This window comes from Mesorhizobium sp. L-8-3 (assembly GCF_016756615.1).
GTDB lineage: Bacteria > Pseudomonadota > Alphaproteobacteria > Rhizobiales > Rhizobiaceae.
The window spans coordinates 7,632,591-7,648,108 of sequence record NZ_AP023262.1 but is presented as its reverse complement, the minus strand read 5'-3'; the positions used below and the strand labels follow the sequence as shown (position 1 = coordinate 7,648,108).

Below are 15,518 nucleotides of genomic sequence, written 5' to 3'. Positions count from 1 at the left end.
TCCAACCCTTCCAGGTCCTCAGCAAAACATGAAATCGCTGCCGCGTTCTTCCGGCGACCTTCTGGCCGACCGCCGTGCCGACTATGCCGAAATGCTGTTTGCGGCGGCCGATCATGCCGCAGCGGCGGAGCTGATGCTGGGCGCGCTCGAACTCGCGCCCGGCTGGGCGATGGGCTGGTTCCGGCTGGGCGAGATGCGGGAGGCGGCCGGCGCGCTCGGCGAGGCGGCGCAAGCCTGGCGCATGGCCCTGAAGCTCGATCCCGACGACCGCCCCGGTGCGGCGCTGAAGCTGGAGCTGGTGGGCGCCGCCCCTGTCTCATCTGCGCCGCCGGGCGCGTTCGTCGAAGCATTGTTCGACCAATATGCCGCCTCATTCGATCAATCGCTTGTAGGAAAACTCGGCTATCGCGTGCCGGAACTCCTGATCGAGGCGATCCGCGCGGCGGGTGAGCGCCGCTTCGAGACGGTCGTCGATCTCGGTTGCGGCACGGGGCTGATGGGCGAAAAGTTGCGACCGATGGCCGGTTTCCTCGAAGGCCACGACATCTCCGCCGCGATGCTGAAGAAGGCTGAGGCCAGGAAGATCTATGATCGTCTGGCCAAGTCCGATCTGCAGTCGCTGGCCTTGCCCGCGGCGAGCGCCGATCTCGTCGTGGCCGCCGACGTCTTCATCTATGTCGGGATGATCGACGGCGTGGTCTCCCGCACCGCCGCGGCCCTGCGGCCAGGCGGCCTCTTCGCCTTTTCGGTGGAGAAGCATGACGGACCCGAGGATTTGGTGCTGCGACCCTCGCGCCGCTATGCGCATTCGCAGGCGTATCTGCAGCGGCTGCTGGATCAATCCGGCCTCACCGTCCTTTGGCTCGACGCCCAGCCGATCCGCATGGATCGCGGCGAGCCCATCGCCGGGCTGCTCGTGCTGGCCGAGGCGCGCTGAGCGTCGTACCTCTTTTTGCGCGGCCGGCCTTCCCGGCGCGCATGTTCTGTTTTAGTTCTGAAGCAATTCCAGCAAATGTGGACAGCGGTTGTGCGTCCGGAATTGCGTAAAGACAAAGAGCTAGAGCGCTTCCGCGATCCGGAGGAAAGCGGAAGCGCACCGGCGTCCGTGAACCGATCGGCCCACGACCTCGAACCTCAAGGCGCGGCAGGCCTTCTTCCCGAACCCTTTGTCAAATGGTTCGGGAAGCGCGGCTGGTCGCCGCGCGCCCATCAGATCGACCTGCTGGCTGCGGCGCAGGCGGGGCGCTCCGTGCTGCTGATCGCGCCGACCGGCGCGGGCAAGACGCTCGCCGGTTTCCTGCCGGCGCTCACCGATCTCGCCACGCGGCCCAAGCGCCGGCCAGGCGAAGCGCGGCGCGGCATCCACACGCTCTACATTTCGCCGCTCAAGGCGCTGGCCGTCGATATCGAGCGCAATCTCGGCAAGCCGGTCGGCGAGATGGCGCTGCCGATCACGATCGAGACCCGCACCGGCGACACGCCGGCCCACAAGCGGCAGCGCCAGAAGCTGGTGCCGCCGGACATATTGCTGACGACGCCGGAGCAGCTCGCGCTTCTCATCGCCTCGGCCGATGCGGAGCGCTTCTTCGCCGGCCTCCGCTATGTGGTGCTCGACGAACTCCACTCGCTCGTCACCTCCAAGCGCGGCCATCTCCTGTCGCTGGGCCTCGCCAGGCTGCGGCGCTTCGTGCCGCGCCTGCAGGCGATCGGCCTTTCCGCGACGGTCGCGGAGCCGGACGCGTTGCGGCGCTGGCTGGTCGGCCAGAAGCCATCAGGCGCCATGGCCGAGGTGATCACCGTGGCCGGCGGCGCCAGGCCGGAGATCTCGATCCTGGATTCGGAGGAACGCGTGCCCTGGGCCGGCCATTCGGCCCGCTACGCCATCCCCGAGATCTACGAGGCGATCCGCAGGCACCGGACGACGCTGCTCTTCGTCAATACGCGGAGCCAGGCCGAGTTGCTGTTCCAGGAGCTCTGGCGTGCCAATGACGACAACCTGCCGATCGCGCTGCACCACGGTTCGCTGGATGTCGGGCAGCGCCGCCGCGTCGAAAAGGCGATGGAGACGAACAGCCTGCGCGCCATCGTTGCCACCTCGACGCTCGATCTCGGCATCGACTGGGGCGATGTCGATCTCGTCGTCCATGTCGGCGCGCCGAAAGGGGCGAGCCGTCTCGCCCAGCGCATCGGCCGCGCCAATCACCGTATGGACGAGCCGTCCAAGGCGATCCTGATACCGGCCAACCGCTTCGAGGTGCTGGAATGCCAGGCAGCGCTCGACGCCAACTATCTCGGCGCGCAGGACACGCCGCCGCTGGTGGCGGGCGCGCTCGACGTGCTCGCCCAGCACGTGCTGGGCAGCGCCTGCGGAGCGCCTTTCTCGCCGGATGAACTCTATGCCGAGATCGTCGGGGCAGCGCCCTACGCCGCCCTGCCGCGCGAGCAGTTCGACCGGGTCGTCGATTTCGTCGCCACCGGCGGCTATGCCCTGCGCGGCTATGAGCGTTACGCCCGCATAAGGCCGACCAAGGACGGCCGCTGGCGGGTGTCCAACCCTCAGGTCGCCCAGCAGTACCGGCTGAACATCGGCACCATCGTGGAATCGCCGATGCTGAACATCCGCTATGTGCGCGGCGGACGCGGCATGGCCGCACGCGGCGGGCCGGTGCTCGGCAAGATCGAGGAGTACTTCATCGAGACGCTTTCGCCGGGCGATACCTTCCTCTTCGCCGGCAAGGTGCTGCGTTTCGAGGGAATGCGGGAGAGCGACTGTTTCGTTTCCAACGCCGCCGGCGGCGATCCCAAGGTTCCCGTCTATGCCGGCGGCAAGTTCCCGCTCTCGACCTATCTGGCCGATCAGGTCCGCGCCATGCTGGCCGATCCCGACCGCTGGCAGCGCCTGCCGGAGCAGGTGTCCGACTGGCTGCGCATCCAGAAGGAGAAATCCGTCCTGCCGAAGCGCGGCGATCTCCTGGTCGAGACCTTTCCGCGCGGCAACCGCTTCTATCTGGTCGCCTATCCCTTCGAGGGCCGGCTGGCGCATCAGACGCTCGGCATGCTCTTGACGCGGCGGCTCGATCGCGCCGGCGGCCGGCCGCTGGGCTTCGTCGCCACCGACTATTCGATCGCGGTCTGGGGCCTGGACGACATGGGTGCGATGTTCCGGCGCAAGGCTCCCTCGCTTGCCCGGCTCTTCGACGAGGACATGCTGGGCGACGACCTCGATGCCTGGCTGGCCGACAGCTACCTCCTGAAGCGCACCTTCCGCACCTGTGCGGTCATCTCCGGCCTCATCGAGCAGCGTCATCCCGGCAGGGAAAAGACCGGCCGGCAGATCACGGTCTCGGCCGACCTGATCTACGACGTCCTGAGGACGCACGAGCCCGACCACATCCTGCTCCAGGCCACGCGTGCCGACGCCGCCAGCGGGCTGCTCGATGTCAGGAGAGTGGCCGACATGCTCTCCCGCACACAGGGGCGAATCGTGCATAAGGATCTCGAACACATCTCGCCGCTGGCCGTGCCGATCATGCTGGAGATCGGCAAGGAATCCGTGCGGGGCGAGGCCAACGAGACGCTGCTCATGGAAGCGGCCGACCTGGTCGAGGAAGCGCTGGGAAGAGGATGAAGGGACGGTCGAAAGGCGAGATGGTGGCCGGCTGCATCGAGATCGCTGGCGAACGCGCGATCTGCGATCCGCGCGGAGTGCTTTATTTTCCTGCGCTCGAATTGCTCGCCGTTTCCGACCTGCATCTGGAGAAGGGGTCTTCCTTCGCCCGCCGCGGCGTGCTGCTGCCACCCTACGACACCGCCGCGACGCTCGAACGCCTCGGAGCGGTCGTCGAGGCTTATGCGCCGCGCATCGTCATCAGCCTGGGCGACAGCTTCCATGACCCGGAGGGCTCCGGCCGGTTGCCCGACCCGTTTCGCGACCGGCTTGCCGCGATGGCGGCGGGGCGCGACTGGTTCTGGATCACGGGCAATCACGATCCGGTGGCGCCGCGCGGCCTGCCCGGCGAAACGGTGGACGAGGTAGCCATTGGCGGGCTCGTCTTCCGCCACGAACCCTCCGCTTCGACGGTCGAGGGCGAGGTGGCCGGTCACCTCCATCCCTGCGCGCGCATCGTCCAGCGCGGCCGTTCGGTGCGCCGCCGCTGTTTCGCCAGCGACGGCAGGCGCATGATCATGCCGGCCTTCGGTTCGTTCACCGGCTCTCTCAATGTGCTCGACCGGGCCTATGCCGGCCTGTTCCTGCGCGAGACGCTGATGGCTTACATGCTCGGCACGGTCCGCATCTATGCCATTGCCGGCTCGATGCTCAGGCCGGGTTGAGCGCTGTCAGCAGGTAACCGGCGCCTCAATGACCGTGCTTCGCCTTCTCGGCGACCGGATGGCCGGTCTTGCGCCACTCCGAGAAGCCGCCCCGCATGCTGCGTGCCTCCAGCCCCATCTCCTGCGCGACCTTGGCCGCAAGCAGCGAGCGCCAGCCGGACGCGCAATAGAAGACGAATGTCTTGGCTTCCGCGAATTTCGGCTTGTGGTAGGGGCTTTCCGGGTCGATCCAGAACTCCAGCATGCCGCGCGGCGCGTGGAACGCGCCGGGGATCATGCCGTCCCGCTCCAGTTCGCGCGGATCTCGGATGTCGACCATGACGATGTCGGCATTGCCGGCGTCCGCGGCGATATCGTCGACGCTGACCGAGCGGACGACCGCGTCGGCTTCGGCCAGCATGTCCTTGTAGCCCTTGGCCATCGCTCAGCGCCCCATCGCATAGAATTCGTCGTTCGGGCGCATGCTGGTGACGTTGGCCAGCCGATTGGACATGCCGAAAAAGGCGGCGATCGCCGCGATGTCCCAGATGTCGTCGTCGGTGAAGCCGTGCGACCGCAGCGTGTCCATGTCGTCGTCGCCGACCTCCTGCGCGCGCGCCGAAACCTTCATGGCGAAGTCGAGCATTGCCTTCTGGCGCGGCGTGATGTCGGCCTTCCTGTAGTTGATCGCGACCTGGTCGGCGACAAGCGGGTTCTTGGCGCGGATGCGCAGGATCGCGCCGTGGGCGACGACGCAGTACTGGCACTGGTTGGCGTTGCTCGTCGCCACCACGATCATTTCCCGTTCGGCCTTGGTGATCGGTCCGGGCTTGTCCATCAGCGCGTCGTGATAGGCGAAGAAGGCGCGGAACTCGTCGGGGCGATAGGCAAGCGTCAGGAAGACGTTGGGCACGAAGCCGGATTTCTCCTGGACTGCGAGTATGCGTGTACGGATGTCCTCGGGAAGATCCTTGATCTCGGGAACCGGGAAGCGGCTGATTGCGGGCAGGGTCATCTCATTCCTCCTGTCAGACGGCCGCAAGCGCGACCAGTTTCTCGTGATATGTCTCGAACGCGTCGCTGGCGTCGCCCGCATAGGGCTCGACATGGACGAGGCAGGTATGGGCCGAGCAGCCCTGGCCGAACTGCGACGTGCCGACATCGAGCGTGAGCACGTTGGGGTTGCCGGCCATCTCCAGCCCGCTGTTGCCGGACGGCGTGAACCAGGCCCCGGTCGGCAGGACGAGGACGCCCGGGCGCACGGTGTCCGTAACCCAGGCCGTCGCGAGGCTCGCGCCGCGGTCGTTCCAGACGCGGATCGTCGCGCCGTCCTCGATATCCAGAACGGCGGCGTCCCGCGGATTGATGCGCGCCTGTTCGCGGCCGTTGCGCTTCATGGCGACGCTCGATTCGCCGGTCTCGAGCTGGCTGTGCAGCCGTCCGGCGGGCTGGTGCGAGATCAGATGGAGCCGGTGCGGATCGCCGGCGTTGCCCAGCCATTCCGCCGGCTCGATCCATGCCGGGTGCGGCCGGCAGTCGGCATAGTCCAGCCTGGCCAGCAACTCGCTGCCGAGCACGATCCTGCCGCTTTCGGTGTCGAGCGCGAATTCCTCGGGATGTTCACGAAACTCGGCCAGGTAGGTGTGTTCGGCCTTGGTCGGGCAGCGCGCGTAGCCGGCTTCCCAGAAGGCGTCGAAATCGGGCATATCGAAGCCGAGCCGGTTCGCCGCGTCGCTGCGGCTCACCTCGTACAGATGGCGCAGCCAGCCCATCTCGTCGCGTCCCTCGCTGAAGCGCTCGCCCACTCCGAGCTTCATGGCGATCGCATTGAAGATGTCGAAGTCGCTGCGTGATTGCCCGACCGGTTCTATCGCATTGCGCATCGCGAGGATGAAGTCCGAGCGCTTGTTGCCCGCGAGGTCGTTGCGCTCGATGGAGGTCGTCGCCGGCAGGACGATGTCGGCGCGTTGCGCCGTCGCGGTGAACATCGGGTCCTGGACGATAATCGTCTCGGGCTTCGTCCAGGCGTCTTCCAGGCGATTGAGATCCTGGTGGTGATGATATGGATTGCCGCCGGCCCAGTAGACGAGGCGGATGTCGGGATAGGTCCTGGCCTCGCCCTCATAGGTGTACCGGCCGCCGGGATTGAGAAGCATGTCGCTGATGCGTGCGACCGGGATGAAGCTGTTGATCGGCTTTGCAAGCTGCGAGATCGCGGGCGACCTGCCGAGATTGATCGGCGCGCCGACGCCGCCGAGCGAGGCGTATCCGTAGCCGACGCCGCCGCCCGGCAGCCCGATCTGGCCGACGATGGAAGCAAGGCCGAGTGCTGCCCAGAAAGGCTGCTCGCCGTGGTGGGCGCGTTGCAGGCTCCAACTCACCGTCAGCATGCTGCGGGTGTCGATGAGACTCCGGGCAAGGTCCACGATGGCGTCGCGGTCGAGCCCGGTGATGTCGGCCGCCCAGGCCGCATCCTTTTGTTGACCGTCCTTGCTGCCGTCGAGGTAGCGCAGGAAACGGTCGGAGCCGCTGGTGCACCGTTCGAGGAATGCCTTGTCATGCCGGCCGGCCTTGACGATCTCGCCGGCCAGGCCGAGCATCAGCGCGGTGTCCGTGTTGGGGCGGATCGGCCACCATTCCGCGTCGACCCAGTCCGGTACGTCGTCCCTGAGCGGCGAGACCAGGACCACTTTGGTGCCCCGCGCCGCGATCCGCTTCAGGTGGGTTTCGAGCGAATGGCTTCCGATGCCGCCGGCCTCGGTCTGCGCCGTGCGCGGCGACAGGGCGCCGAACACCACCAGCGTGTCGGTATGTTCGGCGATCGTGTCCAGCGTGTTGGCCTGCCCGCCGCAGGCCCTGTCGTCGCCGAGTGTGTGGCGCAGGATCACCGGCCCGGCCGCGATCGAATAGGTGTCGACATGTCCGGTGTAGCCGCCCGCCAGATTGAGCATGCGCTTCAGGAGCGACGAGGCGTGATGAAACCGGCCGCAACTCGTCCAGCCATACGATCCCGCGAAAATAGACTCGTTGCCGAACGTGCCCGACACGCGCCGGATCTCGTCGGCGACCAGAGTGGTCGCTTCGTCCCATCCCACCGGGACGAACTTCTCGCGCCCGCGCCCGCGGCGGTCGCTTCGCCCTCGCTTCTCCAGCCAGCCGGAACGAACCATCGGCCGAAGCACGCGACGCTCCGGTTTCGCCCATTCACGGATCGACCCGATGATCGGCGAGGGAGCGGGATCGTGCTCGAACGGCTCGACGCCGACGATCTCACCGCCGTCGACGAGGATCGTGTAGGCGCCCCAATGGCTGCAATGCGGTACTCGTCTGATCGTGCCCATGCTCCGTCTCCGTCCGCCTTCAGATGCGCGCCTCGATCAGAAATGGCCCCTTGCGCGTGCAGGCGGTCCTGAGAAGCTCGGCAAATCCTTCCGCCGTGTCCGTCGATGCGCCCTCGACGCCCATGCCTGCCGCGAGCCGTACCCAATCGAGCTCTGGATTGTCGAGGTCGAGCATGCGGCGCGCGTTTCGTCCGGGTTCGCCCGCCCCGACATTCTTCAACTCGCCATGCAGGATCTGGTAGCGTCTGTTGGCGAAAATGATGGTCACGACGTCGAGCGCTTCGCGGGCGTGCGTCCACAGCGCCTGCAGCGTGTACATGCCGCTGCCGTCCGCTTGCAGCGTGATGACTTTCCGGTCGGGGCAAGCGATCGCGGCGCCGGCCGCCAGCGGCATGCCGATGCCGATCGCGCCGCCGGTGAGCTGCAGGAAATCATGCGGCTCCGCGCCATAGGTCTTGCCGAAGAAGTCGCGGCCCGAGGAGACCGATTCGTCGCAGATGATCGCATCGGCCGGCATATGGTGCGCCAGCGCGATCGCGATCGCGTCGGGCGTGAGCCGGCCCGTCACGGGTTCCGGTCGCATGCGCGGCGCGAGCCTCGGCGCCGGGCCGGCCGTCGCGCCCGACATATCCGCCAGGAGCTCGACCGCCGCGACGATGTCTTCGCCCGGTTCGACGAGTTCGAGGATGCGGCATTCCTCGGGCAGCATGCTGCCCGGCTTGCCCGGATAGGCGAAGAAGCCGACCGGCGCCTTCGCGCCGACCAGCACCGCCTGCTCCGTATCGGCAAGGGCGGCGACCGCCTTGTCGACGACATACGGCACCCGGTCGACCGCGACGCGTCCCGCGCCGCGCTGCATGCGGCTGTTGGATTGCTGGGCGAGAAGGCGCGCACCGGTCCTGGCTGCGATACGGTCGAGCAGTTCGAGCTGCGGCGCGCGCAAGGCCAGGCCGGTCGCGATGAGCGTCGTGCGGCGTCCGTTGCGCAGGGCGTCCGCGGCCGCCCTCACACGCCGGTCGTCCGGGGCGACGGGCGCCGGGAGGGTGACCCTGGCGGGTGGGGCGGCCGATGTCGGGTTCCAGGCTGCGTCGGCGTGGAGGATCAGCGTCGCGATCCCGCCCGGCGCGGTCCGGGCGGCACGGATCGCATCCTCGGTTCTCGCGCCGACGGTTTCGGCGGTCTCCACCCGGCCCACCCAGTTCGACATCGGCCAGGCCAGGGCGTCGATGTCGGTCGTGAGGGGCGCGTCGTATCGGAGGTGGTCGAGCGCGTGCTCGCCGACGATGTTCACCATCGGCGAGTGCGCCCGGCGCGCATTGTGGAGATTGGCCAGACCGTTGGCGAGGCCGGGGCCCAGATGCAACAGCGTCGCGGCGGGCTTGTCCGCCATCCGCGCATAGCCGTCGGCGGCGCCCGTCACGACGCCTTCGAACAGGCCCAGCACGCAACGCATCCTCGGCTGGCGATCGAGCGCGGCGACGAAGTGCATTTCCGACGTGCCTGGATTGGCGAAGCATATGTCGATGTCGTTGGCGAGAAGCGTCTCGCACAGCAGGTCCGCGCCGTTCATGTTCCTCGACTTCCCATCAATCCTTCCGCGCTGTCGCGGATGCGCGACATGTCCGCCCAGGCAGGCGATACCGAATCGGCGAGTTGCGAAAACAGGGCGAACTTGCCGTCGGCATAATCCGCCACCTCTCCGCTCTGCGGTTGAACCACCTCGGCGGCAGCGCCGATCCAGCGTTCGGCGAGGGCCGCGTCGCTTTCCCCGTAAAAGAATTTCGCGCCGATCGCGGCCAGTCCGCGCAGCCCGGCGTGCCCGCTCGGCGGGCGCTTCACCGGCGATCGGGTCACGGTGGCGAGGAAGCGCGCGAAGTTCGTGTCGGCCGCCAGTCCGCCGCCCATCGAAAGCGCGCCGGCGGGCGCGTTCATCATGTCGTGGCTCTTGCGCGCGACGAACGCCAGCGCCTCGCGCGCGGCCCATGCGATCTGTTCGGGTCTGGTCACGGCGGTCAGCCCGACCGCGGCGCCGGCCGCGTCGGGATCCGTGAACGGCGCCCGCTCGCCGCCCGCTTCGAAGAAGGGGTGGAACAACAGCGACGAATAGCTCGGCTCGACCGTTTCCGGCACGCCGGCGAACATGCGTCTGACATGCTGGAGAAACGAAGCGCCGTTGAAGCTCGGATGAAAACAGAGATAGCCATCTCCGAGCACGAACTGCTGGATCATGGCGCCGCCTGGCTGTTCCGGCAGGGCGGATGGGTCGCGCGTATGGCACGCATGGATGGCGCTGGTGCCGAAGATCGACGCGCGCGTCACGCTCGCGCGAATGCCCAATCCCAGGCCGATGAGCGTCGCCTGCACGTCGCCGGGCCCGAGCAGGACCGGCGTCCCGGACAAGAGTCCGGTGGCCTCGGCCGCGCGCCCGGAAAGCGCGGCCCGGCATTCTCCCACGGGGAGAAAATCTGGCAGGAGTTCCGAGCCGCGCGGCAGGTTCAGGAGCCCTGCGACGTCGTCGCGCACGGTTCCGGTCCGCCAGTCGCCCCAGACCGGCAGCGCCGCGCCCGGTTCGCCAAGGAGGCTTCCGGTCAGCGACAGGAACAGCCACTCCTTGAGACGCAGCGCGTGGGCGATCCGATCCAGCCGGCTCGGGTCGTTTCGGGCCAGCCAGAGAAGCTGAACGCTCTGCGAGGCGGCGGTGGGACGCGAGCCCGTGATGGCGCGGATGCGCTCGAGCGCGCCCGCGCCGTCCAGTTCCGCGATGATCGGGCGCGAGCGTCCGTCGAGCCAGGTGAAGGCGCGGCCGACCGGCTGTCCTGCGACGTCGACCGGCCAGAGCCCGTCGCCCTGGCCCGCCACCACAATGCCGCCGACCGTTCCGCCGGCTTGAACGGCGCATGCGCGCAGGACCGCAAGCGCGTCGTCGCGCGTGATCTCCATGTCCTGTTCGACATTCGGCCCGTCCCGGCGAAGGGCCCGGTTCTCACGTTCGACCGTGCCCAGCAACCGCCCATGCCGGTCGAAGGCTGCGGCCTTCACGGCAGTGGTGCCTGAGTCGAGGCAGAGCAGGATGGAGTCCATGGCGGCGGATCAGGAGGCCTGGCGCAATCCCTCGAGCGCGGCGGTGCCCTGCTGCCCGTAGGTCTTGAACTTCTCCAGCACGTCGGCGATCTCGCTGTCCGAAAGGATCGGAGGCTCGCCGAGGGGAAGGCACAGCATATATTGCTGCGCAAGCTGCTCCACGGTCACCGCAAGCGCCAGGGCGCGCGCGATCGACACGTGAGCGGCGATGACGCCGTGATGCGCCATCAGGCAGGCACGTCTTCCTTCCAGCGCCTTGACGACCCTGTCCGCGAGCGCCTGCGATCCGAAGATCTCGTAGGGCGCGCATCGGATGGTCGGGCCGCCGGCCGCGGCGATCGAATAGTGAATGGCGGGGATGTCCTTCTGCAGGATCGACACCGCGGTCGCGTGCGTCGAATGGGTGTGAACCACGGCGTTGAGGTCCGGCCTCGCCCTGAGGATGTCGCGGTGGAAGCGCCATTCGCTCGACGGCAGGACGTCGCCCGAAAAGGTCGCGTCCCAGTTCATCGCCACCACATGCTCTGGCTCGAGCTTCTCATAGGGAATGCCGGTAGGCGAGATCAGGAATCCGTCGCCGTAACGGGCGCTGATGTTGCCGGCGGTGCCCCTGTTGATCCCCAGCCGGTTCATGCTGCGGCAGGCTTCGATCAGTTCCGTGCGGAGAGCCAGTTCTTCGCTCGTCATGGCGGGTCCGGTCCTTGTTCATTTCGTCGGGTAGAGAGGCGGCCTGCCGTTCAGGATCAAGCCGATATCCGTCGCGATCATGTCTGCCGCCTTCGTCACCGAATAGCGGGAGGCGCCGGCGATGTGCGGCGACAGCGTGACGTTGGGCAGCCTGAGCAGCGGCCAGTTCGCCGGCGGCGGCTCTGGATCGAAAGTGTCGAGCGCCGCGCCTTTGAGATGGCCCGAGGCGAGCGCGTCGTAGAGCGCAGCATAGTCGAGAACCTGGCCCCTGGTCGTGTTGACGATATAGGCGCCGGGCTTCATGGATTCGATCTGTGCGCGCCCGATCATGCCTTTTGTCTGTGGCGTCACGCGCGGGTGCAGGGTCACGACGTCGGCCTGGCGCAGGAGTTCGTCGAGTTCGACCTTCCGTATCCCCGCGGCCAGATCTTCCGCCGTGAGCTGCTTGAAGGGATCGGCGACGACGATCCGGCAGCCGAAGGGCCTCAGCAGCCGCGCGACGCGCGTGCCGATGTCGCCGTAGCCGACGATTCCCACGGTCAGCTCGCACAGTTCCGGTCCGGCGTGGTCGAAATGATAGAACTCGCGGCGGAATTCGCCGGCCGCGACGGTCAGGTGCCCGCGGATGATGTTGCGCGTTTCCGCCAGCAACGAGGCGACGGTGAACTCCGCCACCGCCGAGGCGTTGCGTCCCGGCGTGTTGACCACGGTGATGCCGCGGTCGCGGGCCGCCGCCATTTCGACGTTGACGGGCCCGCCGCGCGACACGGCGATGATCTTCAGCTTGGGTGCGCGTTTCAGGCTCTCCGCCGTGATCGGCGCGAGATGGGTGACCAGGATGTCGAGGTCGGCGATGAAGTCGAAATAATGCTCCGGCCGGCCGACGAATTCCGCCACCGGCAGCGACGGATCGAATTTCGTCGACTGGACCTTGAGCGGCCAGTCGAGTTGCATGTGCTTGTATCGGACCGCGCGGCCGGCCAGCCCCTTGCACAGGGCCTGCTCGAAGAAGGCCGGTTGCATGAAGCCGTCGCCGATGATGCCGATCGTCAGTGTGCCGGCATGGGTGATCGCGTTCATGGTCGTCTCACGCCCTCTTCGTTTTCGTTTCCGGATCGAGGCCCGGCAGGACCTCGCGGTAACGCTCGCCGTCAATCGCCAGCTCTTCGAGGATCTCGTCCGTATGCTCGGCGAAGCCCGGAGGGGCCAGCCTGTAGGAAGCCGGCGTTCGGGACATCTTGATCGGGCTTCCGGTGCCGCGATAGGCGCCGATGTCGACCACCATCTCGCGATGCCGCGTATGCGGTTCGGCCACGACCTGGTCGATGGTGCGCACGGCCCCGCATGGTACGCCCGACTTGATGAGCCTGTCCGCGAGCGGCCCGCATTCGAATGCGCGCAACGCCGACTCCAATTCGCTCTTCAGGACGTCCCGGCTGAGATTGCGCTCGCCATTCGAGGCGAAGCGCGGATCCTTGGGCAGATCCGGGCGCCCGATGATCTCGCAGAGCGTCGCGAACTGGCGGTTGTTGCCGACGGCGAGGAAGATCGGGTCGGTGCCGGTCTCGAACGTGTCGTAGGGACAGATGTTCGGATGCGCGTTGCCCGACGGCTGCGCGACCTTGCCGGAGAGGTAATAGTTCGGAAGATGCGGATGCAGCAGCGAAACGCCGCAATCATAGAGCGTCGTCTCGACGAACTGCCCCTTGCCGCTGCTCGCCCGCTCGTTGAGTGCCATCAGGATGCCGACCACGGCGTTGAGCCCGGTCACCATGTCGACGACCGGAAGACCGACACGCAAGGGTTGCCCGCCGAGCTCGCCATTGACGCTCATGATGCCGGCCGACGCCTGGATCGCCGCGTCGTAGCCGGGCAGGCCGCCCAGCGGACCGTCGGCGCCGAAACCCGAGACGCGGCAATGAACCAGCCGGGGGAAGCGCCGGGTCAGTTCCTCGCGCGTCAGTCCCCAGCGCTCGAGCGTCCCGGTCTTGAAATTCTCGATGAAGACGTCCGCGGTCTCCAGCAGGGCGAGCAGCAGTTCCTGGCCGGCCGGCCGAGCCAGGTCGAGCGCCATGCCGCGCTTGTTGCGGTTGAGGCCGAGGAAGTAGCTCGCTGTTCCGTTGAGGAAAGGCGGTCCCCAGCCGCGCGTCTCGTCGCCGGCCGGCGGCTCGATCTTGATCACGTCAGCGCCATGGTCGGCGAGAACCTGCCCGGCATAGGGGCCGCCCAGCACGCGGCTGGCGTCGATCACCTTGAGGCTGGCAAGGGAACCTGCATTGGAAGTCATCAAATCGTCTCGAGCTGATCGGGTTGCTTATGCGGGACGCGCGCGGCCCAGATCCTGGCGCATCTGTGCGGCGAATTCCGGATAGGTCTCGGACAGTTCGTCCAGCACGCGGCCGCGCAGCAGGGCAAGCGTCGACGCGTCGGGCAGCTCCGTCTGCGGCGGCCGTTCGCCATGCGCGAACTCGAAGCCGGTCGCCTGCCTCACTTCGGCGAAGTCGTGCCCGGGGTGAACGCTTTCCAGGGCGAAGCCCGGCCGCGTCCGGTCGAATCGGAACAGCGCCTTTCCGGTCAAGAGCGCGTAGGGACCGCCGGTACGATAGACGCCATCGTCGCTCACGCCCGGCGCGCTGACGAAATCGACCTTGTCGACGAAGACCCGAGGCGTGTGCTCCTCGCGGAACAGGATGACGCGCTGAACCACGAAGTAGAGATAGGCCGCGCCGAAGGAACCCGGCCAGCGCACGCTCGAGCGGGGATAGTCGCCGGCGCCTACGAGATTGACGTTGCCGCGGCCGTCGATCTGACCGCCGCCGAGAAAGAAGGCGTCGATTCGCCCCTGGCCGGCGCAATCGAACAGCTCTGTCGAGCCGTTGGTGAAGAAGTTGTGCTCGACGGAGCCGAGGACGGAGATACGCACCGCGGGGGCGCCCATCTTTTCCTTCAGGGCGCGAAGAAGCATCGCGCCCGCGGCCGGCATGGGGGAGGATGCGCCGACCGCAACATGGCGGACTCCGTCGAGCAGTCGCGCGATGGTGCAGATCAGCACCTCGCGGGGGAGAACTTCCTTCATTTCGCGGGCTCCGTCTGTGCCCGCGCCATATAGTCGGCGAAACCTTCCGCCGTTCTGGCCGCCTTCGCGTAGCGCAGGATCTCGCCGGTGTCGGTCTGGTATTCGCCCCACAAACCATACGGCCATGCGCCCTTCTGCGCGACCGCGACCTCCGTCACATAGAGGGCGGGCAGGGTGCCGGCGGCGGTCGTCTCGTTGCCGAGAAGGCTGCCCTCGACCAGGCGTTCGACTGTGACGAGGGTTGTCCGCGAGGCGTAGGCCATTGCCGCGAGCTCGCGCCGCCGTCCGATCCAGACATTGCCGTGGCGGTCGGCCATCGGCGCATGGAACACCGCGACATCAGGCGTGATCGCGGGGATCAGCACGATCGGGTCCGGGGCTCCGGCGAAGGGGTTGTCGATCACGCGCCAGTCGTCCCTGTAGCGCAGCACGTCGGTGCCGATCAGGCCCCGGAGCGGGACGAAGGGACTGCCCTTCTGCGCCGCCATCAGGCCGGCATGGATCGCCGGGCACGTCGCGTCCCTGAGCCGGATGGCGCCGTCTTTCACCGCCTGGTTGAAGCGGGGAGCGCCGCCGGCCTCGCCAAGCGACACCGCGCTGGTCTCGACCGACCTGACGAGGCCCGCGCCGACGAGCTGGTCGACCTGCAGCCCGCCGGTCGGCACGCAGACGAGATCCAGGTCGCCCGCGCCATGCTCGATGATGGGCTGCGTCATCGCCATGGAAACGCCGGCATAGTCGACCGGCAGCGCAATGCGCATGCCCGGCTCGATGTGCTTCGCCAGTTTGCGAAGGTCGCTCGACACCCTGCTCCTCCCGTGTCACGCCGCCGGCACATAAGAGTTTCCCGGCGCGCCCCGCGTGTTCTATAATACAGAACAGCTTTCTGAAAATCAGGGTAGTCGGAGCATGGCGATCCTGTCAATGCGATTTCGCTCGTGCTGTGCTGACGGCGGTCCGAATGGATTGGACCACGAAAGGGATCGACGTTCGGCGCAGCCAGGCACTTGACAAGTCGGCGC

13 protein-coding genes are annotated in these 15,518 nt (G+C 67.4%); 3 read left to right on the top strand and 10 right to left on the bottom strand.

The window, feature by feature from the left end; all coding sequences use genetic code 11:
• Positions 1-28 precede the first annotated feature (28 nt).
• The 3 genes from JN302_RS35310 (at position 29) to pdeM (ending at position 4,332) form a co-directional block, all read left to right on the top strand.
• The gene (locus JN302_RS35310) at positions 29-937 is read left to right on the top strand and encodes a class I SAM-dependent DNA methyltransferase (protein WP_202330672.1); all 909 of its coding nucleotides are present in this window, start codon (positions 29-31) and stop codon (positions 935-937) included.
• 168 nt (positions 938-1,105) lie between these two features.
• Positions 1,106-3,628 carry a ligase-associated DNA damage response DEXH box helicase gene (locus JN302_RS35305; protein WP_244846105.1) on the top strand — a complete coding sequence of 841 codons (2,523 nt, stop codon included), beginning with the start codon at positions 1,106-1,108 and terminating at the stop codon, positions 3,626-3,628.
• Entirely contained in the window at positions 3,625-4,332 is a 708-nt protein-coding gene (gene pdeM, locus JN302_RS35300; protein WP_202330670.1) for a ligase-associated DNA damage response endonuclease PdeM, read from the top strand. The genes JN302_RS35305 and pdeM overlap by 4 nt, the downstream gene beginning before the upstream one ends.
• 25 nt (positions 4,333-4,357) lie before the next feature.
• On the opposite strand, the gene JN302_RS35295 is transcribed toward pdeM, so the two are convergent.
• The 10 genes from JN302_RS35295 to JN302_RS35250 are packed head-to-tail and all read right to left on the bottom strand — an operon-like array spanning position 4,358 to position 15,302.
• Positions 4,358-4,753: a rhodanese-like domain-containing protein gene (locus tag JN302_RS35295; RefSeq protein ID WP_202308950.1), complete on the bottom strand. Its 396-nt coding sequence runs from the start codon at positions 4,751-4,753 to the stop codon at positions 4,358-4,360.
• 3 nt (positions 4,754-4,756) lie between these two features.
• Positions 4,757-5,326, bottom strand: a complete 570-nt coding sequence (locus tag JN302_RS35290; RefSeq protein WP_202330669.1) for a peroxidase-related enzyme — start codon at positions 5,324-5,326, stop codon at positions 4,757-4,759.
• Positions 5,327-5,339: 13 nt separating this feature from the next.
• Positions 5,340-7,652 (bottom strand): molybdopterin guanine dinucleotide-containing S/N-oxide reductase, encoded by a 2,313-nt coding sequence (locus JN302_RS35285; RefSeq protein WP_202330668.1) that lies wholly within the window; start codon positions 7,650-7,652, stop codon positions 5,340-5,342.
• 19 nt (positions 7,653-7,671) lie between these two features.
• The gene (locus JN302_RS35280; protein ID WP_202308947.1) at positions 7,672-9,222 is read right to left on the bottom strand and encodes an acetolactate synthase large subunit; all 1,551 of its coding nucleotides are present in this window, start codon (positions 9,220-9,222) and stop codon (positions 7,672-7,674) included.
• Positions 9,219-10,733 carry an FGGY family carbohydrate kinase gene (locus JN302_RS35275; RefSeq protein ID WP_202330667.1) on the bottom strand — a complete coding sequence of 505 codons (1,515 nt, stop codon included), beginning with the start codon at positions 10,731-10,733 and terminating at the stop codon, positions 9,219-9,221. Before JN302_RS35275 ends, JN302_RS35280 begins: the two co-directional genes overlap by 4 nt.
• A 9-nt stretch (positions 10,734-10,742) precedes the next feature.
• Complete coding sequence (locus JN302_RS35270) at positions 10,743-11,420, bottom strand: L-fuculose-phosphate aldolase (protein ID WP_202330666.1); 678 nt, start codon at positions 11,418-11,420, stop codon at positions 10,743-10,745.
• Positions 11,421-11,438: 18 nt separating this feature from the next.
• Positions 11,439-12,500, bottom strand: a complete 1,062-nt coding sequence (locus tag JN302_RS35265; protein WP_202330665.1) for a 2-hydroxyacid dehydrogenase — start codon at positions 12,498-12,500, stop codon at positions 11,439-11,441.
• Positions 12,501-12,507: 7 nt separating this feature from the next.
• Positions 12,508-13,707, bottom strand: a complete 1,200-nt coding sequence (locus JN302_RS35260; RefSeq protein ID WP_202330664.1) for a CaiB/BaiF CoA transferase family protein — start codon at positions 13,705-13,707, stop codon at positions 12,508-12,510.
• A 27-nt stretch (positions 13,708-13,734) separates the two neighbouring features.
• Positions 13,735-14,496, bottom strand: a complete 762-nt coding sequence (locus tag JN302_RS35255) for a CoA transferase (protein ID WP_202330663.1) — start codon at positions 14,494-14,496, stop codon at positions 13,735-13,737.
• Positions 14,493-15,302 (bottom strand): CoA transferase subunit A, encoded by an 810-nt coding sequence (locus tag JN302_RS35250; RefSeq protein ID WP_202330662.1) that lies wholly within the window; start codon positions 15,300-15,302, stop codon positions 14,493-14,495. The genes JN302_RS35255 and JN302_RS35250 overlap by 4 nt, the downstream gene beginning before the upstream one ends.
• Between the last annotated feature and the right edge of the window lie 216 nt (positions 15,303-15,518).